Source organism: Leifsonia sp. McL0607, assembly GCF_049993355.1.
In the GTDB taxonomy this organism is placed as follows: Bacteria; Actinomycetota; Actinomycetes; order Actinomycetales; family Microbacteriaceae; genus Leifsonia.
In genome coordinates this window covers 2,493,142-2,512,600 of record NZ_CP188253.1, presented here as the reverse complement: position 1 = coordinate 2,512,600, position 19,459 = coordinate 2,493,142, and the positions used below count along the sequence as shown (strand labels likewise).

The 19,459-nt window shown below is 70.0% G+C and carries 20 protein-coding genes; 4 read left to right on the top strand and 16 right to left on the bottom strand.

Features of this window, described 5'->3' with window-relative positions:
- Positions 1 to 85: 85 nt before the first annotated feature.
- Both ACPPVW_RS12050 and ACPPVW_RS12045 read left to right on the top strand, forming a co-directional pair.
- Entirely contained in the window at positions 86 to 700 is a 615-nt protein-coding gene (locus ACPPVW_RS12050) for a DNA-binding protein (RefSeq protein WP_426623361.1), read from the top strand.
- Positions 701 to 754: 54 nt separating this feature from the next.
- Positions 755 to 1,354 (top strand): hypothetical protein, encoded by a 600-nt coding sequence (locus ACPPVW_RS12045; protein WP_426623360.1) that lies wholly within the window; start codon positions 755 to 757, stop codon positions 1,352 to 1,354.
- 106 nt (positions 1,355 to 1,460) lie between these two features.
- Here ACPPVW_RS12045 and ACPPVW_RS12040 read toward each other — a convergent pair whose 3' ends face one another.
- From ACPPVW_RS12040 to argC, 8 genes are read right to left on the bottom strand one after another with little or no spacing between them, the layout of a single operon-like run.
- Positions 1,461 to 2,090 carry a DNA-3-methyladenine glycosylase gene (locus ACPPVW_RS12040; RefSeq protein WP_426623359.1) on the bottom strand — a complete coding sequence of 210 codons (630 nt, stop codon included), beginning with the start codon at positions 2,088 to 2,090 and terminating at the stop codon, positions 1,461 to 1,463.
- A 1-nt stretch (position 2,091) separates the two neighbouring features.
- A complete protein-coding gene (locus ACPPVW_RS12035; protein ID WP_426623358.1) occupies positions 2,092 to 2,214 on the bottom strand; it encodes a hypothetical protein in 123 nt (40 codons plus the stop codon).
- Positions 2,214 to 3,662 carry an argininosuccinate lyase gene (gene argH, locus ACPPVW_RS12030; protein WP_426623357.1) on the bottom strand — a complete coding sequence of 483 codons (1,449 nt, stop codon included), beginning with the start codon at positions 3,660 to 3,662 and terminating at the stop codon, positions 2,214 to 2,216. The genes ACPPVW_RS12035 and argH overlap by 1 nt, the downstream gene beginning before the upstream one ends.
- The gene (argF, locus tag ACPPVW_RS12025; RefSeq protein ID WP_426623356.1) at positions 3,659 to 4,597 is read right to left on the bottom strand and encodes an ornithine carbamoyltransferase; all 939 of its coding nucleotides are present in this window, start codon (positions 4,595 to 4,597) and stop codon (positions 3,659 to 3,661) included. Before argF ends, argH begins: the two co-directional genes overlap by 4 nt.
- 55 nt (positions 4,598 to 4,652) lie before the next feature.
- Positions 4,653 to 5,894 (bottom strand): acetylornithine transaminase, encoded by a 1,242-nt coding sequence (locus ACPPVW_RS12020; RefSeq protein ID WP_426623355.1) that lies wholly within the window; start codon positions 5,892 to 5,894, stop codon positions 4,653 to 4,655.
- A complete protein-coding gene (argB, locus tag ACPPVW_RS12015; protein ID WP_426623354.1) occupies positions 5,891 to 6,799 on the bottom strand; it encodes an acetylglutamate kinase in 909 nt (302 codons plus the stop codon). The genes ACPPVW_RS12020 and argB overlap by 4 nt, the downstream gene beginning before the upstream one ends.
- A 1-nt stretch (position 6,800) precedes the next feature.
- Complete coding sequence (gene argJ, locus ACPPVW_RS12010; RefSeq protein ID WP_426623353.1) at positions 6,801 to 7,955, bottom strand: bifunctional glutamate N-acetyltransferase/amino-acid acetyltransferase ArgJ; 1,155 nt, start codon at positions 7,953 to 7,955, stop codon at positions 6,801 to 6,803.
- Complete coding sequence (gene argC / locus ACPPVW_RS12005) at positions 7,952 to 9,001, bottom strand: N-acetyl-gamma-glutamyl-phosphate reductase (protein WP_426623352.1); 1,050 nt, start codon at positions 8,999 to 9,001, stop codon at positions 7,952 to 7,954. Before argC ends, argJ begins: the two co-directional genes overlap by 4 nt.
- A 324-nt stretch (positions 9,002 to 9,325) precedes the next feature.
- Here argC and ACPPVW_RS12000 point away from each other — a divergent pair, with 324 nt between their 5' ends.
- Positions 9,326 to 10,819, top strand: a complete 1,494-nt coding sequence (locus tag ACPPVW_RS12000) for a hypothetical protein (protein ID WP_426623351.1) — start codon at positions 9,326 to 9,328, stop codon at positions 10,817 to 10,819.
- A gap of 162 nt (positions 10,820 to 10,981) precedes the next feature.
- On the opposite strand, the gene pheT is transcribed toward ACPPVW_RS12000, so the two are convergent.
- The 8 genes from pheT to infC all read right to left on the bottom strand — a co-directional run bounded on the left by pheT (position 10,982) and on the right by infC (position 18,772).
- Positions 10,982 to 13,525 carry a phenylalanine--tRNA ligase subunit beta gene (gene pheT, locus ACPPVW_RS11995; protein ID WP_426623350.1) on the bottom strand — a complete coding sequence of 848 codons (2,544 nt, stop codon included), beginning with the start codon at positions 13,523 to 13,525 and terminating at the stop codon, positions 10,982 to 10,984.
- Entirely contained in the window at positions 13,525 to 14,565 is a 1,041-nt protein-coding gene (pheS, locus tag ACPPVW_RS11990; RefSeq protein ID WP_426623349.1) for a phenylalanine--tRNA ligase subunit alpha, read from the bottom strand. The genes pheT and pheS overlap by 1 nt, the downstream gene beginning before the upstream one ends.
- A 48-nt stretch (positions 14,566 to 14,613) precedes the next feature.
- Positions 14,614 to 15,663, bottom strand: a complete 1,050-nt coding sequence (locus tag ACPPVW_RS11985; RefSeq protein WP_426623348.1) for an SRPBCC domain-containing protein — start codon at positions 15,661 to 15,663, stop codon at positions 14,614 to 14,616.
- Positions 15,660 to 16,031 carry an ArsR/SmtB family transcription factor gene (locus ACPPVW_RS11980; RefSeq protein WP_426623347.1) on the bottom strand — a complete coding sequence of 124 codons (372 nt, stop codon included), beginning with the start codon at positions 16,029 to 16,031 and terminating at the stop codon, positions 15,660 to 15,662. Before ACPPVW_RS11980 ends, ACPPVW_RS11985 begins: the two co-directional genes overlap by 4 nt.
- A 47-nt stretch (positions 16,032 to 16,078) precedes the next feature.
- Entirely contained in the window at positions 16,079 to 16,882 is an 804-nt protein-coding gene (locus ACPPVW_RS11975) for a TrmH family RNA methyltransferase (RefSeq protein ID WP_426623346.1), read from the bottom strand.
- Between the two features lie 615 nt (positions 16,883 to 17,497).
- On the bottom strand, positions 17,498 to 17,884 hold the full coding sequence (rplT, locus tag ACPPVW_RS11970; RefSeq protein WP_179607448.1) for a 50S ribosomal protein L20: 387 nt from the start codon (positions 17,882 to 17,884) through the stop codon (positions 17,498 to 17,500).
- A 37-nt stretch (positions 17,885 to 17,921) separates the two neighbouring features.
- Positions 17,922 to 18,116, bottom strand: a complete 195-nt coding sequence (rpmI, locus tag ACPPVW_RS11965; protein WP_241704900.1) for a 50S ribosomal protein L35 — start codon at positions 18,114 to 18,116, stop codon at positions 17,922 to 17,924.
- Complete coding sequence (gene infC / locus ACPPVW_RS11960) at positions 18,116 to 18,772, bottom strand: translation initiation factor IF-3 (RefSeq protein WP_426626292.1); 657 nt, start codon at positions 18,770 to 18,772, stop codon at positions 18,116 to 18,118. The genes rpmI and infC overlap by 1 nt, the downstream gene beginning before the upstream one ends.
- 283 nt (positions 18,773 to 19,055) lie before the next feature.
- Here infC and ACPPVW_RS11955 point away from each other — a divergent pair, with 283 nt between their 5' ends.
- The gene (locus tag ACPPVW_RS11955) at positions 19,056 to 19,430 is read left to right on the top strand and encodes a DUF1844 domain-containing protein (RefSeq protein WP_426623345.1); all 375 of its coding nucleotides are present in this window, start codon (positions 19,056 to 19,058) and stop codon (positions 19,428 to 19,430) included.
- The last annotated feature ends 29 nt before the right edge of the window (positions 19,431 to 19,459 follow it).

Below are 19,459 nucleotides of genomic sequence, written 5' to 3'. Positions count from 1 at the left end.
AGGCCTGACATCCTGATTTTGGTTGAATCAGGTCAACAACCCTGATATACTCACCATCAAGCTATCAGCCCTGATGGGAGGGGCCATGTTCGTCATCACGGCCGACCAGGTCGACAGTCGCGGCCGACCCGACATCGTCGCACCGGCGCTCGCAGCACTCAACGACCGTTCCGGCGACCGGCTCCTGCTCCCGGTCGACCGCAACGCGGGCGACGAGCTGCAGGCGCTCACCGCCGACGCGGCCACCGCCCTCGACATCGTGACAACGCTCGCCCGCGGCGACGCGTGGAGCGTCGGTCTCGGCATCGGGGAGGTGCGCACGCCGCTGCCCTCCCACACCAGAGAGGCGGGAGGGGACGCCTTCGTGGCCGCCCGGGCAGCGGTGACGCGCGCGAAGCGCGCCCCGACGCGCTTCGCCGCCGACGCGATCGTCGCCGCGCAGCCGGCCGCCGACGTGGAGGCGCTCGTCGGCCTGCTGCTCACCCTGCGAGCGGGCCGCAGCAAGGCGGGCTGGGAGCTGTACGACCTCGTCTCGACCGGAATGACCCAGGCGGAGGCCGGAGCACGGCTCGGCATCACGCCCCAGTCGGCCAGTGACCGTGCCCGAGCCGCCGGACTGCGCGCCGACCTGGCGGCGCAGCCCGCCCTGGTTAGGCTGTTGGAGAGCGCCGACGCCGTCCAGGGCATCAGCACCGGATGAGCGGCGCCGCCAGCGCATCTCCGACAGAACGACCTCCGACCGAACGTGAGCCGCATGACCGCCCTGCCTCTGAACCAGTTCCTCGCGACCGCGCTGCCGATCGCGCTGTGGGCCCTCGCGCTCGTGGTCGCCATCGCGTCCGTCTGCTGCATGGTCGCCACCCTGCGCACTCCGCGACGCCCGCTCGTCTACACGGCGACGACACTGCTCGCACTGGCGTTCCTCCTGGTCGCGATCCCCCAACACGGCGCTCCTCAGATCTTCCGAGTGCTCATCGGCATCGTCGCCCTCGTGCTGAGCGTGATAGGTGGCGGCCCGGCCGCGCAGCTCGCCCTCGTCCTCGCCACCCGGAGCACGGCGGTTCCCGGGGTCCACGGGGGCATCGTCGTCCACGACCGCGTCAGCGGGTTGGAGCAGACCAGAGAGGTGCTGCACGGCGGAATGACCATCGGTTTCCTGGAGCGGTTCGCGACCACCGGCGCGATCATGGCCGGCTTCCCCGAGGCGCTCGGCGTGCTGATCGCGATCAAGGGCGTCGGCCGCTTCACCGAGCTGGAGGCGCCGGAGGCCCGCGAGCGGTTCATCATCGGCACCCTCGTCAGCCTCATCTGGGCCTGCCTCTGCGCTGGCCTCTTCCGCTTCGCGGCCGCCTGACCCGATCCTCCCGCCGACCCGCTCGCGCTCCGCCGAGGGGCACGCAATGGCCCTTATTCCGCGATTTTAGGGGCGTCTACGTGCCCCTCGGCGGCCGATCGGGCGCTCAGTCGTGCGATTTGGCGTGGCGCTTGTACGGGGAGACGGTGGGGTCGCCGGGGAGCCAGTACCGCCACGGGTACGACACGCTTCCGCCGGCGCCCGACACGCCGGTGCGCGGGCCGGTCTCGTAGTCGGGCTGCGCACTCGGCAGCTGCAGGTCGAAGGGAGGCACGAACAGGTCGGCGCCGTCATCCGCGAGCCGGACGCCCGCCGCCACGACCAGTCGAGCGGGTCCTCGCGCGAGATCGCGTGACGGGATCGCTCTGCCCGAAGGTCCCGAACGGCGCCGCAGCGCGAGCTCGGCCCCCTCGACGACCTCCCCCGCGCGCAGCAGCACCGCGGAGGCCTCCCCCTCGGGCGAGCAGACGACGTTCGCGCACACGTGCATCCCGTAGGTGAAGTAGGCGTACAGATGCCCGGGCTCTCCGTACATCACCGCATTGCGCTTGGTGCGGCCGCGGAAGGCATGCGAGCCGGGATCGAGCCCGTCGCCGATGTAGGCCTCCACCTCGGTGATGCGCACCGCGACCGCACCCTCGTCCGTCTCGTGCCGGAGCACCGCTCCGAGCAGCTTCGGCGCGACCTCGAGCGACGACGCCAGGAGGACGTCGCGCCCGGGTCGGTAGAGGGTCACGTCAGAAGATGCGGCCGCCGGCCGCGACGGTCACGATCAACCCGACGACGATCACGGCGGCGGCGACCACGACGACCAGCGGAATGAGCCATCCCGGCCGCCGTCGCCCCGCCTGCCCGGCCATCAGCCGAGGTCCCGCCTGGTCGCCGCGAGGGTCTGGGTGAGGGCGCGGACCCGCTCCGTCAGCGTCACGAGCTGGTCGGCGACCCGGTCCGGGGCGGTGCCGCCGGCGCCGGCACGGCTGCCGACCGAGCCCTCGACGGTCAGCACGGAGCGCACCTCCGGTGCGAGCAGCGGCGACACGGTCGCCAGCTGCTCGTCGGTCACGTCGCTCAGCTCGAGGCCGTTGTGCTCGGCGAACTTCACGAGGCTTCCGGTGATCTCGTGCGCGGTGCGGAACGGCACATGCTGCTTGACCAGCCACTCGGCCACGTCGGTCGCCAGCGAGAACCCCTGCGGCGCGAGTTCCGCCATCCGGTCGGTGTGGAAGCGCAGCGTGGCCACCATCCCGGTGAACGCCGGGAGGACGACCTCCAGCGTCTGCACCGAGTCGAAGACCGGCTCTTTGTCCTCCTGGAGGTCGCGGTTGTACGCGAGCGGGAGGCCCTTGAGCGTCGTGAGGAGGCCGGTCAGGTTGCCGATCAGGCGCCCCGCCTTGCCGCGCGCGAGCTCGGCGATGTCGGGGTTCTTCTTCTGCGGCATGATCGACGACCCGGTCGAGTACGAGTCGTCGAGGGTCACGAACCCGAACTCGCGCGTGTTCCAGAGGATGATCTCCTCGGCGAAGCGCGAGAGGTCGACGCCGATCTGCGCCGCGACGAAGGCGAACTCGGCCACCACGTCGCGGGCGGCGGTGCCGTCGATCGAGTTCTCGGAGCTGGCCGCGAAGCCGAGCTCGCGGGCCACGAGCTGCGGGTCGAGCCCGAGCGTGGAGCCGGCGAGCGCTCCGGACCCGTAGGGCGAGACGTTCGCGCGGCGGTCCCAGTCGGCCAGGCGCTCCAGGTCGCGCACGAGCGGCCAGCAGTGCGCGAGCAGGTGGTGCGCGAGCAGCACCGGCTGCGCGTGCTGCAGGTGGGTGCGGCCGGGCATGACGGCGGCGGGATGTGCGTCGGCCTGGGACGCGATCGCGTCGATCAGGGCGATCAGACGCTCGGCGATGACGCCGGCGTGGTCACGCAGGTAGAGCCGGACGAGCGTGGCGATCTGGTCGTTGCGGCTGCGCCCTGCGCGCAGTTTGCCGCCGAGGTCGGCACCCGCGCGCTCGATCAGGCCGCGCTCGAGCGCCCCGTGCACGTCCTCGTCGCTCTCTGCGGCGACGAACGCTCCGGAGGCGACGTCGGCGTCGAGAGCGTCGAGAGCTGCGGTCATCCCGGCCAGCTCGTCGTCCGTCAGGTAGCCGGCCGCGGCGAGGGCGCGCGCGTGCGCCCGGGAGCCGGCGATGTCGTAGGCCGCCAGCACCCAGTCGAACTGCGTCGACTTGCTGAGCGCGGCGAGCTCGGCCGACGGCCCGCCGACGAAGCGGGCGCCCCAGAGCTTGCCCTCGTCGGTCTTGCCGACACCGTCCGCCGTCATGCGGCCCCCTCCTCGTTCTTGTTCAGCAGCCAGGCCAGCAGGGCCTTCTGGGCGTGGAGGCGGTTCTCCGCCTCGTCCCAGATCACCGACTGCGGGCCGTCGATCACGTCGGCGGTCACTTCGAGGCCACGATAGGCCGGCAGGCAGTGCAGGAACACCGCATCGTCCGCCGCGAGGGCCATGAGGCCGGCGTCGACCGTGTAGTCGCCGAAGACGGCGACGCGCTCGTCCTTCTCGTCCTCCTTGCCCATCGACACCCAGGTGTCGGTGATGACCACGTCGGCGCCCGAGGCGGCCTCCCGCGCGTCCGCCAACACCGACACGGAGCCACCGGTGCGCTCCGCGATCGCCCGGGCGTCGGCCACGACGGTGTCGCTCGGCGCATACGCGGTCGGCGCGGCGACCCGCACGTGCATCCCGGCGGTCGCGCCACCCAAGAGGTACGAGTGCGACATGTTGCTGGCGCCGTCGCCGAAGAACGCGAGCGTGAGACCGGCGGTCCCGCCCTTGTGCTCGCGGATGGTCTGGAGGTCGGCGAGGATCTGGCAGGGGTGGAAGTCGTCCGAGAGGGCGTTGACCACCGGCACGCGAGTGCCCTCGGCCATCTCCTCCAGACCGGCCTGCGCGTACGTGCGCCAGACGATCGCGGAGACCATGCGCTCCAGCACGCGGGCGGTGTCGGCCAGCGACTCCTTGCCGCCGAGCTGACTCTCGCCGCTCTGGATGACGAGCGGGGTACCGCCGAGATCGGCGATGCCGACCGCGAACGACACCCGCGTGCGGGTCGAGGTCTTGTCGAAGATCACGGCGACGGTCTGCGGGCCGGCGAGCGGCTTCGCCGAGAAGCGGTCGGCCTTCAGCCGTGCGGCCAGCTCGAGCACTTCGAGCTGTTCGGCCGGACTGAGGTCGTCGTCGCGGAGGAAATGGCGGGTCATGGCGATCCTTGGTCTGCGCCCGTGCGGCGCGTGCTGTGTGTGCGGTGTGTGCAGGTCAGAGGGCGGCGAGTGCGCGGCCGAACTTCTCGCGGAACTCCGCGAGCTCGGCGTCGCCCACGATCAGCGGCGGGGCCAGGCGGATGCTCGACTCGTTGGGGGCGTTGACGATCAGCCCGTGGGCGAGCGCTGCGTCGGAGAGGCGGTGCGCCTCCCCGTCGGTGAGCCCGACGCCGATCAGGAGGCCGGTGCCGCGCACGTCGCCGATCAGGGGCGAGTCGTACGAGCGGAGGATGGCGCGCAACTCCTCCCCGCGTCGTGCTGCGTTGCCGATCAAGTCGGCGCGCTCGATCTCGCCGATGACGGCGTTGCCCGCCGCCGTGGCGAGCGGGTTGCCGCCGAACGTCGACCCGTGCTGGCCCTGCGAGAACAGCTCGGAGGCGCGGCCGAAGGTGATCAGCGCGCCGATCGGCACGCCGCCGGCGATGCCTTTCGCTACGGTGATGGCATCCGGGAGGATGTCGGCATGCTGGTAGGCGAACCAGCGGCCGGTGCGGCCGATGCCGGTCTGGATCTCGTCGATGATAAGGAGCGCGCCGTGCTGCTCCGTGAGCTCGCGCGCGCGCTGCAGGAAGCCCTCCGGAAGCTCGAGCACGCCGGCTTCGCCCTTGATCGGCTCCACGAACAAGGCGGCGACCCGGTCGTCGATCGCAGCCTCCAGCGCGTGGATGGTCGAGTCGATGTGCTCGACACCGCCGGGCAGCGGCTCGAACGCCTCGCGCATCGGCGGCTTGCCGGTGAGGGCGAGCGAGCCCATCGTGCGGCCGTGGAACGCGTTGTGCAAGGCCAGTACGCGCGTGCGCTTGCCGTGCGGTCCCTTGTTGAGGCGTGCCAGCTTGAACGCCGCCTCGTTCGCCTCCGCACCGGAATTGCCGAACAGGATGCGGCCCTGCTCGCCGGCGCCCGTGATCGCCCGGAGGCGCTCGGCGAGCTCCAGCTGCGGCGGGGTGGAGAAGTAGTTGGAGACGTGCGCGAGGGTGGCCACCTGGCTGCTCACCGCCTCCACCAGCACCGGGTGGGCGTGACCGAGCGAGTTGACGGCGATGCCCGCGAGGAAGTCGAGGTACTCGTTGCCGTCGACATCCCAGACCCGGCAGCCCTCGCCGCGCACCAGCATCAGCTTGGGCGTGGCGAGCGTGCGCATCATGGCGTCACCGAAGCGCGGCTTCCAGCCCCCGCCCGTATTGGCGCCGCCAGGCGCCGTCTGTGCGTTCGTGCCGTGGGTGAGCTGTGCGCTCATGCCGGCACCACCTCCGTTCCGATTCCGGACTGCGTGAACACCTCGAGCAGGATCGAGTGGGCCACGCGCCCATCGATGATCGCGGCCTTGGGCACGCCGCCGTCGACGGCGTCGAGACAAGCCGACATCTTGGGGATCATCCCCGACTCGAGCGTCGGCAGCAGCTCCCGCAGCTCGGGAGCCGCGATCTTGGACTGCAGCGAGTCGCGGTTGGGCCAGTCGCTGTACAGCCCCGCGACGTCGGTGAGGATGACGAGCTTGGCGGCGCCGAGCGCCACCGCGAGCGCCGCGGCAGCGGCGTCCGCGTTGACGTTGAGCGACTGACCGGGGTCGTCGATGTCCGGTGCGATCGAGGAGACGACCGGGATGCGCCCGGCGTCGAGCTGCGCGAGCACGCCCTCGGGGTTCACGCCGATGACGTCACCGACGAGGCCCAGGTCGACCTCTTCGCCGTCCACGACGGCTCCGCGCTTGCGGCCCTGGAAGAGCCCGGCGTCCTCGCCGGAGAGCCCGGCGGCGAGCGGTCCGTGCTTGTTGATGTTGCTCACGATATCGCGGTTGATCTGACCGGTCAGCACCATGCGGACGACGTCCATGGCCTCCGGTGTCGTCACACGGTAGCCGCCCCGGAACTCGCTGTCGATGCCCAGCCGGTCGAGCATCGCCGAGATCTGCGGACCGCCGCCGTGCACCACGACGGGACGCAGCCCTGCGTAGCGCAGGTAGACGATGTCTTCGGCGAAGGTGCGCTGCAGGTCTTCGCTCACCATGGCGTTGCCGCCGAACTTCACGACGATGATGCGGTCGTGGAAGGTCTTCAGCCAGGGTAGCGACTCGATCAGGGTCGCGGCTTTGGCCGTGGCCGCGGCACGTTCGGCACCTTCAGCGGTCTCTTCTGTGGTCATCTCAGCTGGAGTAAGCACTGTTCTCGTGCACGTAGTCGTGGGTCAGATCGTTGGTGAGGATGGCAGCGCTCTCGTCGCCCGCATGGAGGTCGATGAGCACATGCACGGCTCGCGGAGTCAGGTCGACCAGGTCGCGCGGCTGGTCGGGTTCCCCCGCCGTGCACACCTGCACGCCGTTGATCGCGACGTCGATGCCGTAGGGGTCGAACGCGGCGTCGGTGGTGCCGACCGCCGCGAGCACGCGGCCCCAGTTGGGGTCGTTGCCGAAGATCGCCGCCTTGAACAGGTTGGAACGCGATACCGCGCGGCCGACGGTCACGGCGTCGTCTTCGGTTCGGGCGTTCACGACCTCGATCGTGACGTCGTGGGAGGCGCCCTCGGCATCCTCCTGCAACTGCTTCGCCAGGCTGCGGCACACTTCGGTGACCGCGAGGGTGAATTTTCCGAAGTCGGGTGCGACCCCGCTCGCCCCGGAACCGAGGAGCGCGACGGTGTCGTTGGTCGACATGCAGCCGTCGGAGTCGAGGCGGTCGAAGGCGACCCGAGTCGCCGCCCGGAGTGCGGTGTCGAGCTGCGAGGAGTCGAGCACGGCGTCGGTGGTGACGACGACGAGCATGGTAGCCAGGCCCGGCGCGAGCATCCCCGCGCCCTTGGCCATGCCGCCCACCGCCCAGCCGGCGTCGGAGATGTGCTCAGCCTGCTTGGGCCGGGTGTCCGTGGTCATGATCGCCTCGGCGGCACCGAGCCCGGAGTCACCGGCGAGCGCCGATGCCGCGCGGGCGACTCCCGCGGTCAGCTTCTCGACGTCGAGCTGGTCGCCGATCAGACCTGTCGAGCACACCAGCACGTCGCCGGCGGAGACGCCGAGGGCCGAGCCGACGGCTTCGGCGGTGGCGTGTGTGGTCTGGAAGCCGCGGGAGCCGGTGTAACAGTTCGCGCCACCTGAGTTGAGGACGATGGCCGAGACCACGCCGTCCGCGATGACCTGCTCGCTCCACAGCACGGGGTTCGCCTTGCAGCGATTGGTGGTGAAGACGGCCGCCGCCGCCGTGAGCGGCCCGCGGTTCTGCACGAGCGCGAGGTCGCGCTTGCCACTCGGCTTGAGCCCGGCAACGACACCGGCGGCCGCGAACCCTCTGGCTGTGGTGACGCTCACGGTGCGACTCCGTTCACGCTCAGACCGGTGGTCTCAGCGAGGCCAAGAGCGATGTTCGCGGATTGGATCGCCGCTCCGGCCGTTCCCTTGTATAGATTGTCGATCGCGAGGACCGTAACGATCCGCCCGACCGCTTCGTCGAGTGCGACGCCCATCAGGACGGTGTTGGCACCCAGCACATCCGCGGTGCGCGGCACGCTGCCTGCGGGCAGCACCTGCACGAACGGCTCGTCCGCGTAGACGGCCTCCCAGGCGTCCTGCACCTGCGCCGCCGTGATGCCGGGCCTCGCTCGCGCGGTGGAGGTAGCGAGGATGCCGCGCGACATCGGTACCAGCATCGGCGTGAACGACAGTGTGGGCGCGGTCGCGCCGGCCTTGCGCAGGTTCTGCTGGATCTCGGGTATGTGCCGGTGCGTGCCGCCGACAGCATAGGGGTTGGCGGAGCCGAGGATCTCACTTGCGAGGTACATCGTCTTCAGCGACTTGCCTGCGCCCGACGGGCCGACCGCGAGGACGCTCACGATGTCCTGCTCATCGATCACGCCAGCGTGGAGGCCGGGGGCCAGGGCGAGCGAGACCGCACTCGCGTTGCAGCCGGGCGCGGCGATCCGGGTCGCACGCACGAGGTCGGTGCGCTGCTTGGTGCCGTCGGCGCGCACGATCAGCTCGGGCACTCCGTAGACCCATGCTCCGTGGTGCTCTCCCCCGTAGAAGGAGGCCCAGTCGGCCGGGTCCTCCAACCGATGGTCGGCCCCGCAGTCGATGACGAGAGTGTCGGTGGGGAGCTGCGAGGCGATCTCGCCTGACTTGCCGTGCGGCAGGGCGAGGAAGACCACGTCGTGGCTGGAGAGGTTCTCCGCCGTGCTCTCGGTGAGCGTGAGGTGGGCGAGAGAACGCAGGTGCGGCTGGTGCGCGACCAGCGGATGTCCGGCGTTCTGGTGGGCGGTGACGGTGCGGATCTCGAAATCGGGATGATCGGCGAGGATGCGCAGCAGCTCGCCGCCCGCGTACCCGGAGGCACCGGCGACGGCAACCGAGAAAGTCATGCTTGTTCCTTGGTGAGTGGACGACAGGGGGCCGAGACTCCGGCGGCGCCCATGTCCGACCCGCGAAGGGTCGCCCGAACGCCGCCTAGATTCGGCGGTCGCGCAGGCGTCGGCGCAGAGAGGGGGCACCGACGTTAAGCATGCAGCAACCCTAGCGGGTGATTGCGGAGTGACGCCAACCGCGCGCATCGGTTCCGAGTCTCGGAGCCGTGTTAAAATCAGATACTCTGAACCGGAATTTCAAGCGTGGCGAGTGAGATCGCGCTCGGCAGGACGCCACGCGACGCTCATGCCGCACGATCCGAACCTGGAGAGCTCACCGCCATGGATCCCCTGCTCTACCGCCGACAGTTCCTCCTGACTCCGCGCGACGTGCAGTCCTTGGCCGCGTGGCCCCGGCGTCGCGTGCGCTCCCACTGGATTTACACCCATCCCGACCTCGCGGTCACCGTCCACGACGAGCCGGACTCCGCGGCCTACGCCCTCCTCGGTTTCGCCATCGATCCGGCGGACCCTGACGCGACGGACGATGTCGTCCTGTCCCGCCTCGCGGCGACGCAAAGCGACGAAGACCGCCTCCGCATTCTGAACAGACTGACCGGACGCTTCGCCCTCTTCGTCTTCGATGACGACGAGATCCTCGCTTTCAACGACGCGACGGGGATGCGGACGGTGGAGTACACCTGGACGGGCGACGAGTTCCACGCCGCATCGCAGGCTCTGCTTCTCGAACACGCCGCCCCCATCGAACGCGGTAAGCGACTTCGCGGCTACGAAGAGATCGCTCGGCGAGCGGGAGACCGCGAAGCCTTCCTGCCGGCTGCGCTGTCAGGATTCGAGAACGTGGATCGGCTCGTTCCCAACCACGTTTTACGCGTCTCGGCTCGCCGCCAGGAGCGATTCTGGCCGACCACTCAACTCCCCACCGACGGGGATCCCGATTCCGTCGCCGCCGCGATCTCCGAGATCGCCTCCAAGACGCTTCTCGCCGCGAGCAAACGGTTCCCCCTCGCACTGACGCTCACCGGGGGATGGGATTCGCGATCAGTGCTCTCCGCGATGGGGCCCGTGCTCGACGATGTCTACATCTACACCCTCCGTTATCGCCACCTGTCGCGATGGTCGCCCGATCTCGCTATTCCGCGCCACATATCGAAACGACTCGGGAAGTCGCAGCACGTGATCGACTGCCGTCAGCGACCGAGCGCGGCGTGGCTCGACGTCTACGCCGGAAACTCGGCGATGGCCCATCTCGACGATTGGGGTGTCATCGCCGCAGGTATCTACCAGGGCTTTCCCGCCGATCGTGTCGCCGTGAAAGGCAACGCCGCGGAACTGGCGCGCTCCATCTACTGGTATGAAGACAAAGGCAAACAACGGGCTTTCCGTACGCCCGACGAGGTCATCGCTCTCATCGACGGATGGTCCGGCTTCGATTTCATCGTGGAATCGATCGAGGAGTGGTTCGCGGGGGCGCGATCCGCTGCGGACGAGACCGGTGTCGCTCTCGATGTGCTCTTCCACTGGGAACATCGATGCGGCGCCTGGCAGGCACAGAGTCAACTCGAATGGGACATCGCACAGGAGGTGATCTCGCCGTTCAACAACCGCGACCTCCTCGCGCTGGCTCAATCGGTTCCTCCGGAGCACCGCGCGGCACCGGAGTTCGCTCTCTCCCGCAAGATCATCGCCCATGGCGGCCTGGACCTGCTGCGCGAGCCAGTCAACCCGCACACGCCCGGCTACCGCCTACTCGACCTGTTCCAGCGCGGGAAGCACAAACTGAGACGAGAGCTCCGCAAGCGGATGAAGGGCTGACCTCTCTTCGCGCGCGGCGTTCGTTTCGTGTCGTCGTTGCGGAGGTTGACCACGTTCCCATGCCGGGTCCGAGCAACTCCGCACCGGGTTCGACGCCCACGCCGCCCTGAACGATCGCCAGCCCGAGAGCAGAAGGATCACTGCCTGGCTGGCGCCCCAGCGCTACTCGCGGAGGGCGGCTCCGAACAGCTCACCCGCGCGGGCGGCGCCGGCGAACTTCGCCTCGCTGGCCTCCGCCGCGGTGAGCGTCCGGTCGTCGGCGCGGAAGCGGAGCGCGAAAGTCAGGCTCTTGTGCGCGGCAGGGAGGCCCGTGCCCCGGTAGTCGTCGACCAGCCTGATGTCCTCCAGCAGGTCGCCGGCCCCCTCGCGCACGGCGGCCAGCACCTCGCCGGCCGGCACTTCGTCGCGCACGACCAGCGACAGATCCTGCGTCGCCGCGGGGAACCCGGCGATCGTGCCCGCGACGATATCGGCGGGCGCGACCTCGATGAGCGCGTCGAGATCGAGCTCGTAGAGCGCGACAACACGCGGCAGGTCGAGGTCGGCCGCGATCGCGGGCAGCAGCTCGCCGGCGTAGCCGACGACGATGCGCGAGCCGTCCGCCGCGTGCGCCACCAGTTGTGCCGTGCGACCCGGGTGCAGCGCCTGGTGGCGGCTCTGCACGGGCTCGATCGCCACGCCGACGGCGGCAGCCGTCTGCTGCACGGCAGTCAACGCGTCGGCGAGACCGGCCGCGATCGGCGGCTGGCCCGGCTGCTTCTCGACCGCGTTACCGACGATCAGGCCGGCGAGATGCCGCGGCTGCGCCGGGATGCCGGCGTTCAGCCCGGCGAGCACGTCGTCGCCCGGCAGAGCGGCGCCCGGAGGCAGCTCCGCGCTGCCCAGCTGAACGTCCGTCTGCAGGAAGACCGTTCCGAGCTCGTACACCCGCAGGTCGACCAGGCCGCGCGCGAGGTTGCGCTTGGCGACGTCGAGGAGCCCGGGAAGCAGCGACGTGCGCAGGTACGGCGCGGTCGCGTCGAGAGCGTTCGCCAGCCGTACGGCCGGCACCGGGCCGGCCTCGGGCGACCCGAACAGGTCGTTCAGCGCCTCCGACACGAACGGGAACGCGAGCACTTCGGTCGCACCGTTGTCGGCGAGGATCTGCGCTACAGCGCGACGCAGCTTCTGCGCGCGCGACAGCCCACGGCCGGGAGGCGCGACGGGCAGCACCGACGGGATGCGGTCGAAGCCGACGATGCGGGCGACCTCCTCCGCCAGATCGGACTTGTCGCGCAGGTCGGGACGCCAGCTCGGCGGAACCACGAGCAGGGCCTCGCTGTCGCTGGTGACAGCACCGCCGATCTCGGCGAGCGCTCCGCGCACCTCGTCGTCGGTGAACGCGACCCCGATCAGGTTCGGGATGTAATCGTTCGGCAGCCGGATCGGCTCGGCGTCCTCCGCCGTGTCGAACAGCGATCCGAGCTCGTCGGCGTGGCCGCCGGCGAGCTGCTCCAGCAGCTGCACGACGCGCGCCGCCGCCGCGACCGCGACCCGCGGGTCGACGCCGCGCTCGAAGCGCTTCGAGGCCTCGCTGGGCAGCTTGTGACGGCGTGCGGTGCGCGCGATCGACACCGGGTCGAAGTTGGCGGCCTCCACGAGCACGTTGCTCGTTCCCGCGCCGATCTCGGTGGACGCCCCGCCCATCACGCCGGCCAGACCGATCGCGCCGGACTCGTCGGTGATGAGGAGGTCCTCCGCGTGGAGCATGCGGGTCTGGTCGTCGAGCGTCACGAGCGCCTCGCCCGCGTGGGCGCGGCGCACGACGATGCCGCCGCGCAGCTTGTCGAGGTCGTACCCGTGGATCGGCTGGCCGAGCTCGAGCATCACATAGTTGGTGATGTCGACGATGAGCGAGATCGGGCGGATGCCGGCGAGCTTCAAGCGTGCGACCATCCACGGCGGCGTGGGCCGCGAGCCGTCGACGTCGCGGACGACGCGGGTGACGAACACGGTCGCGCCGACGCGGCCGCGAATGGGCTCGCGGTCGTCGATCGACACGCTGAACCCGTGCGCGTGCGCACCCGCGGAGTGCACGTGGACAGCCTCCGCCGGATCGCGGAACGCCGCTCCGGTCGCGTGCGAGTACTCGCGGGCGATGCCGCGGATCGAGAACGCGTAGCCGCGGTCGGGCGTGACGTTGACCTCCACGGCGGTGTCGTCGAGCCCGAGCAGCGAGATCGCGCCGGCGCCGACCTCCGGGTCGAGACCGAGCGTCGACAGCCGGAGGATGCCCTCGTGGTCGTCGCCGAGGCCCAGTTCGCGCGCGGACGCGATCATGCCGTCGGACACGTGACCGTAGGTCTTGCGTGCGGCGATGGGGAACGGCCCGGGCAGCATCGAGCCGGGCAGCGTCACGACCACCTTGTCGCGGACGAAGAAGTTGCGGGCGCCGCAGACGATGCCGCGGACGTCTTCGCCACCGTCGGCGGCCTTCTGCCCCTCCGGCGCCACGCGCACGCGGCACCAGCGGATGGTCTTGCCGTTGCTCTGCGGCTCCTCCTCGAACTCCAGCACCTGACCGACGACCACGGGGCCGCTGATCTCGAAGGTGTGGACGTCCTCCTCTTCGAGACCGACGGACACGAGGGCGGCGTGGACCTCGTCTGCCGTGGTTCCCGGCTCGAGGTCGACGTACTCGCCGAGCCAACTCAGGGGGACGCGCATCAGACCACCATTCCGAACTGCTGGGAGAACCGGACATCGCCCTCGGCCATGTCACGCATGTCTTTGACGTCGTTGCGGAACATCAGCGCCCGCTCGACGCCCATCCCGAAAGCGAACCCGGAGTACACCTCCGGGTCGATGCCCGCGGAGCGCAGGACGTTCGGGTTCACCATGCCGCAGCCTCCCCACTCGATCCAGCGGGCGCCGCCCGTGAAGGTCGGGTGCCAGAGGTCGAGCTCGGCACTCGGCTCGGTGAACGGGAAGTAGTTGGGCCGCAGGCGCACGCGCGCGCCCTCGCCGAAGAGCGTCCGGGCGAAGTGGTCGAGGGTGCCGCGCAGGTGCGCCATCGTCTGCCCCTTGTCGACGGCGATGCCCTCGACCTGGGTGAACACCGGGAGGTGGGTCGCGTCGAACTCGTCGGTGCGGAACACCCGCCCGGGAGCGATGCGGTACACCGGCAATTCGTTGCCGAGCAGGGCACGCAGCTGCACAGGGGAGGTGTGGGTCCGCAGCACGAGGTGCGAATCGGTCGGCTCGACGAAGAAGGTGTCCTGCATCGCGCGCGCCGGATGGTCGGCGTCGAAGTTGAGCGCGTCGAAGTTGTACCACTCGCTCTCCAGCTCCGGCCCCTCTGCGACCTGCCAGCCCATCCCGACGAAGATGTCGGCGATGCGCTCCTGCAGGAGGCTCAGCGGGTGCCGGGCCCCGGGAGTCCAGCGGGTCGGCAGCGCGGTGACGTCCACGGCCTCGGCGGCGAGCCGGTCAGCGTCCTCCGCGGCCTCGATTTCGGCCTCCTTGGCGGCGAACGCCTGGTTGACCCGCCCGCGGGCGCCGCCCACGAGCTTGCCGGCCGCAGCCTTCTGATCGCCGGGCAGCGAGCGGATTGCGGCATTCAGCCGGGCGATCGGCGAACCCTCGGCGGTGTGGTCGTGGCGGACGGCCTTCAGCGCGTCCGAGGTGTCCGCGGCGTCGATCGCGGCGAGCGCCGCGGCGACGGCCGACTCGACGGACTCCTCGGTGATTTCGGTGGATTCAGACACGGTTCCCCAGTCTAGTCGGCGGAGGCGGAGGTCTCGTCGGCGCGGGGCTCACTCCCCCGCGTACACCAGGTATGCGGCCTCCCACAGACGGTCGGGAGCCGGGACGCTGAGCCCGGCGAGCAGCAGGGTCAGCTGGTCGATCAGCGTGTGCCATCCCGCCGCGAAGTCGGGCGCCGAGCGCAGCCGCCCGGCGCCGAAAGTGTCCTTCACTCCGCCTTGCACGAGCGACAGCAGCGTGCCGTCGTCGGTCTCCTCCAGGCGGATGCTCACCGCGGCGTCGCCCCAGGTGAACCGCAGGTGGGCGCGCTCCTGGAGGTTGAGAATCTCGAGCTCCTGCACCGCGCCCTCGACGTTCTCGTCGCCAAGGCGCATCACGTCGCCGATGCGCAGCCGGCGTGCGCGTGCGGGATCGTCGGGCCACTCCACCACCGGCCAGAGCCAGCGGCCGACGCGGTCGGGCAGAGTGAGCGCGTCCCAGACCTCGTCCAGTGGAGCGTCGAGCAGCCGCTCGAGCGCGACGGCCGACCGGTCGCCGGCTCGCTCGATCGTCGCGGGCGCGAGCGCGGCCTCGTCGCGACGGTACTCGTCGAGCGCGGCGTCGAACGCGGCGGGATCGGCCGCCTCACCGAGGTAGCCGTCATGCTCCTGCGGCGTGGCCGGCCCACCGAGCTCGCGTGCGAGGTGGGTGAGAACGTCCTGCCAGCCCGCTCCGTAGACGGAGGCCGTCACGGCCTGCACACGTCGGTGGGTCAGAGTCAGCAGCACGCGGTCGTCCCCGGCGGCCGCGATGGTCGCGATCGTCGCCTCCAGCTCCGTCTGCGCCTCGGACTCGCCCGCACCGCTGAACCGCCAGGTCACCAGGAGCCGCCGCTCGGGCTCGCAGGCGAGAACACGGCCGTCGACCACGGCGTCCGCGTCCGGTCCGCCCATCGCCAGCCGGAACCCGTCAGCGGTCTGCTGATAGCGTCCGATCCAGCGCGCCAGCCGTTCCGGCTCGGTGAGGGCGGCCCAGACTTCCGCCGGGGCCGCAGGGTACTCGCGCTGGACGGTCACCGAACGACGGGCGCCGTCGAGGGCGATCTCTCCCCACAGCGTCATGACGCCTCCTGGGCGGGGTGCGGCTCGGTGATCCGCTGTGGTGACCGCTGCGCCCTGCGGCTGCGAACCAGCTCGGTTCCCAGTGCGTCCAGTCGCTGTTCCCAGAACACAGCCAGCCCCTGGAACCACGCGGCCGCGTCGTCCAGGCCGGCGGGCTCCAGCGCATAGACCCGGCGCTGCCCGTCGACACGGGAGGCCACGACCCCGGCCTCCCGCAACACCCGCAGGTGCCGAGAGGCGGCGGGCTGGGTGATGCCGAACTCGTCGGCGGCGTGCGCGGCGAGCTCCCCCGCCGTGCGCTCACCGCGCGCGAGTAGCTCGACGAAGCGCCGCCGCACGGAGTCGCCCACTGCCTCCAGACCGTCCATGCGGTCAATCTATCAAGTAAGCGTTATATAACGCAATGCTTATTGAATCAGATCGAGCGTTGAGCGAACGCCGACTCGTACAGGCAGACCGATGCGGCGGTCGCCAGGTTCATCGACTCGGCGCGACCGTAGATCGGAACGGTCACCACGCGATCGACCAGACCGAGCAGCTCGTCGTCGAGCCCACGGGCCTCGTTGCCGAACACCCAGGCGGTCGGCCGGGCGAGCTGGCCCTCCTGACGGGCGGCGAGGAGGTCCTCCCCCTTGACGTCGGCGGCCAGCACCTGCAGGCCCGCAGCGTGCGCGCGTCCAACCACGTCGGCGAGGTCGGCGCCCACGGCGACCGGCACGTGGAACAGGGAGCCGGTCGTCGACCGCACGACCTTGGGGTTGTAGAGGTCGACTGTCCGCCCGGTGAGGACCACCGCGTCCGCTCCAGCCGAGTCCGCCGCGCGGATGATGGTGCCCGCGTTGCCCGGGTCGCGCACCTCCTCCAGCACCGCGATCAGGCGGGGCTCGTCGGAGAAGATGTCGCGCACCGAAGTCGGGAACTGCCGGCACACCGCGACGAAGCCCTGCGGCGTAACCGTGTCGGCCATGGTGTCGAGAACGGGCTCCGTAACGAACTCGACGTCGACGCCGGCCTCCACAGCCGTCTGCGCGATGTCCTGGTAGCGCTCCAGGGCCGTCGGCGTGGCATACAGCTCAACCATGAGCTCCGGACGGAAGATGAGGGCCTCCGACACCGCCTGCGGCCCCTCGAGCAGGAAGAGCCCGGTCTCGGCTCTGGCGGGACGCTTCGCCAGCTTCGCAACGGCGCGGACGCGCGGAGAGCGCGGGTTGTCAAGCATGCGCTCAGCATATCGGCGCTCATCGACCGCCTGGAGATCTGCGCGGTGGGACACCCCGAGGTCGACACCCCCGCCCGGTTCCGACGACTATCTCGCCCGCCGTGGTCGCGGATGTCGTCGGTTCCGTGGTCGTGGACGACCACGGAACCAGCCAGTCCCGCCGTGACGGCCCGCCCGGCCGTGACGGCCAGCCCGACCACCGCCACGGCAGCGACGACTGACCGTCACTCGGCCCCCATAACTCCGGAGATTCGCGCGGCCAGGCCGGCCACCTCCGGAGTTACAGACTTCCCGACGGCGTGTCGGCCCGCCCTTCCGGAGTTGCTGGCAACTCCGGAGGCCCCACTGGACACGCCGCCCGAGCCTCCATTACTCCGGAAAGCCGCGGGCGAATCGGCCGTATCTCCGGAGTTACAGACTCCCCGGCGGCGTGTCGGCCCGCCCCTGTGGCGGTGCCAGCAACTCCGGAGAGTCCGGCGGACACGCCGTGGAGATGTGGGTAATTCCGGAGCTCGGCGGCGGAGGCGGACGGAATTCCGGAGGAACGGACCTCCGGGGACGACGAACGGCCCGGGCGACGGGAGGTCGACCGGGCCGTTCGGGAGTTCGGGAGGCTTAAGCGGCGGCCTTGGGGGCCGAGGTGTCGGCCGGGAGGGCCTTCTTCGCCGTCTCGACGAGGGCCGCGAAGGTCGCAGGCTCGTTCACGGCCAGCTCGGCGAGGATGCGACGGTCCACCTCGACGCCCGCCAGGCCGAGGCCCTGGATGAAGCGGTTGTAGGTGAGGCCGTTGGCGCGGCTGGCGGCGTTGATCCGCTGGATCCAGAGACGGCGGAAGTCGCCCTTCTTCTGGCGGCGGTCACGGTACGCGTAGACGAGCGAGTGGGTGACCTGCTCCTTCGCCTTGCGGTAGAGGCGCGACCGCTGACCGCGGTAGCCCTCGGCGCGCTCGAGGATGACCCGACGCTTCTTGTGGGCGTTGACAGCCCTCTTCACTCTTGCCATTAGTCGTTATTCCTTACGTGCGTGTCGGGGAGGAGCTCTACTTGCCGATCATCCGGCGGATGACCTTGGCGTCCACCTCGGGGACGACCTGGTCCTGGTTCAGTCGGCGGGTGCGGCGGCTGGACTTGAGCTCCAGGTTGTGGCGCATGCCGGCCTGCTGCTTCATGACCTTGCCGGTGCCGGTGATCTTGAAGCGCTTCTTGGCGCCGGAGTGGGACTTCTGCTTGGGCATTACTTCTCCTCGTTCGTCGCCGGGGCGGGCGAACTCTCGTCGGACTGAGCAGCGTCGTCTGTCTCAGCAACCGCTTCCTGGTCGCGCCCTTGGGCGCGCGCCTTGGAAGCGGCACGTTGTGCGTTGGCCTCGGCCTTGGCCTCGGACTTGTTCTTGAGCGGGCTGATGATCATTACCATGTTGCGACCGTCGATGGTGGGGTTGGACTCCACCTGGCCGAACTCGGCGACGTCCTCCGCGAAGCGCTGCAGGAGGCGGACACCCTGCTCCGGGCGCGACTGCTCGCGGCCTCGGAAGAGGATCATGGCCTTCACCTTGTCGCCGGCCTTCAGGAAGCCTTCGGCGCGCTTGCGCTTGGTCTCGTAGTCGTGCTTGTCGATCTTGAGGCGGAACCGAACCTCCTTGAGGATGGTGTTCGCCTGGTTGCGCCGGGCCTCCTTGGCCTTCTGCGCAGCCTCGTACTTGAACTTGCCGTAATCCATGATCTTCGCGACAGGCGGCTTGGAATTGGGCGCGACTTCGACCAGGTCGAGATCAGCCTCCTGCGCAAGTCGGATGGCGACCTCGATCTTGACCACGCCGACCTGCTCTCCGGCAGGGCCGACGAGTCGAACTTCGGGGACGCGGATACGGTCATTCGTACGGGGTTCGCTGATGTCAGTCTCCTCTGATGAGCGATGCTTCGAGTGCTCGGGCCGTCGCGAGACGGCTCGGAGAAAGTGTGGATTCCACGCACCAGCGCAGCCCCGCGGCCCGATTTTCCCGAAGGATTCGGCTCGCAGGGCTGGTGCAGCACCCTGGCTACCGCCGTGCTGACGCACGTCGGCGGAGTGCAACGACCCGGTAACCTGTAAGCGGTCAAGCGCGGGTGGGAGGAATCTCCACTTTCGTCCCGAGGCAGATGCCCCGGAGCCCGAACGATTCTAACAGAGGAACGCAGTGAGCGACACATCCCCGGTCCCCGACAGCAACGCGAACGAGGAGGAGGCGATCGCCGACGCCACGCGCGACATCGCCGAGGTGCCTGCGGTGGAGGTCATCACGACCACGGCGGTGCACCTGATGAGCGCGGCAGCCGTCAAGGTCGGCCTCGCAGACGACCCGGCGCACCAGACCGATCTCGACGAGGCCCGCAAGCTCATCGACGCACTCGCCGGACTGGTCACGGCGAGCGCCGCGCACCTCGGCGACCAGCACGCGCGCAGCCTGCGCGACGGCCTCCGCTCGCTGCAGCTGGCCTTCCGTGAGGCGTCGCCGTTCCCGGACGAGATCGGCAAGGGGCCGGGCGAGAAGTACACCGGCCCGGTCAGCTGAGCCGATGGACACCGCGACCGGGAGTCGGC

Bases quoted from the DNA above. Each gene is read 5' to 3' on its own strand.
- ACPPVW_RS12050 (WP_426623361.1), top strand. From the start codon at position 86: ATGTTCGTCATCACGGCCGACCAGGTCGACAGTCGCGGCCGACCCGAC.
- ACPPVW_RS12045 (WP_426623360.1), top strand. From the start codon at position 755: ATGACCGCCCTGCCTCTGAACCAGTTCCTCGCGACCGCGCTGCCGATC.
- ACPPVW_RS12035 (WP_426623358.1), bottom strand. From the start codon at position 2,214: ATGGCCGGGCAGGCGGGGCGACGGCGGCCGGGATGGCTCATTCCGCTG.
- argH (WP_426623357.1), bottom strand. From the start codon at position 3,662: ATGACGGCGGACGGTGTCGGCAAGACCGACGAGGGCAAGCTCTGGGGC.
- argF (WP_426623356.1), bottom strand. From the start codon at position 4,597: ATGACCCGCCATTTCCTCCGCGACGACGACCTCAGTCCGGCCGAACAG.
- ACPPVW_RS12020 (WP_426623355.1), bottom strand. From the start codon at position 5,894: ATGAGCGCACAGCTCACCCACGGCACGAACGCACAGACGGCGCCTGGC.
- argB (WP_426623354.1), bottom strand. From the start codon at position 6,799: ATGACCACAGAAGAGACCGCTGAAGGTGCCGAACGTGCCGCGGCCACG.
- argC (WP_426623352.1), bottom strand. From the start codon at position 9,001: ATGACTTTCTCGGTTGCCGTCGCCGGTGCCTCCGGGTACGCGGGCGGC.
- ACPPVW_RS12000 (WP_426623351.1), top strand. From the start codon at position 9,326: ATGGATCCCCTGCTCTACCGCCGACAGTTCCTCCTGACTCCGCGCGAC.
- pheT (WP_426623350.1), bottom strand. From the start codon at position 13,525: ATGCGCGTCCCCCTGAGTTGGCTCGGCGAGTACGTCGACCTCGAGCCG.
- ACPPVW_RS11985 (WP_426623348.1), bottom strand. From the start codon at position 15,663: ATGACGCTGTGGGGAGAGATCGCCCTCGACGGCGCCCGTCGTTCGGTG.
- ACPPVW_RS11980 (WP_426623347.1), bottom strand. From the start codon at position 16,031: ATGGACGGTCTGGAGGCAGTGGGCGACTCCGTGCGGCGGCGCTTCGTC.
- ACPPVW_RS11975 (WP_426623346.1), bottom strand. From the start codon at position 16,882: ATGCTTGACAACCCGCGCTCTCCGCGCGTCCGCGCCGTTGCGAAGCTG.
- rplT (WP_179607448.1), bottom strand. From the start codon at position 17,884: ATGGCAAGAGTGAAGAGGGCTGTCAACGCCCACAAGAAGCGTCGGGTC.
- rpmI (WP_241704900.1), bottom strand. From the start codon at position 18,116: ATGCCCAAGCAGAAGTCCCACTCCGGCGCCAAGAAGCGCTTCAAGATC.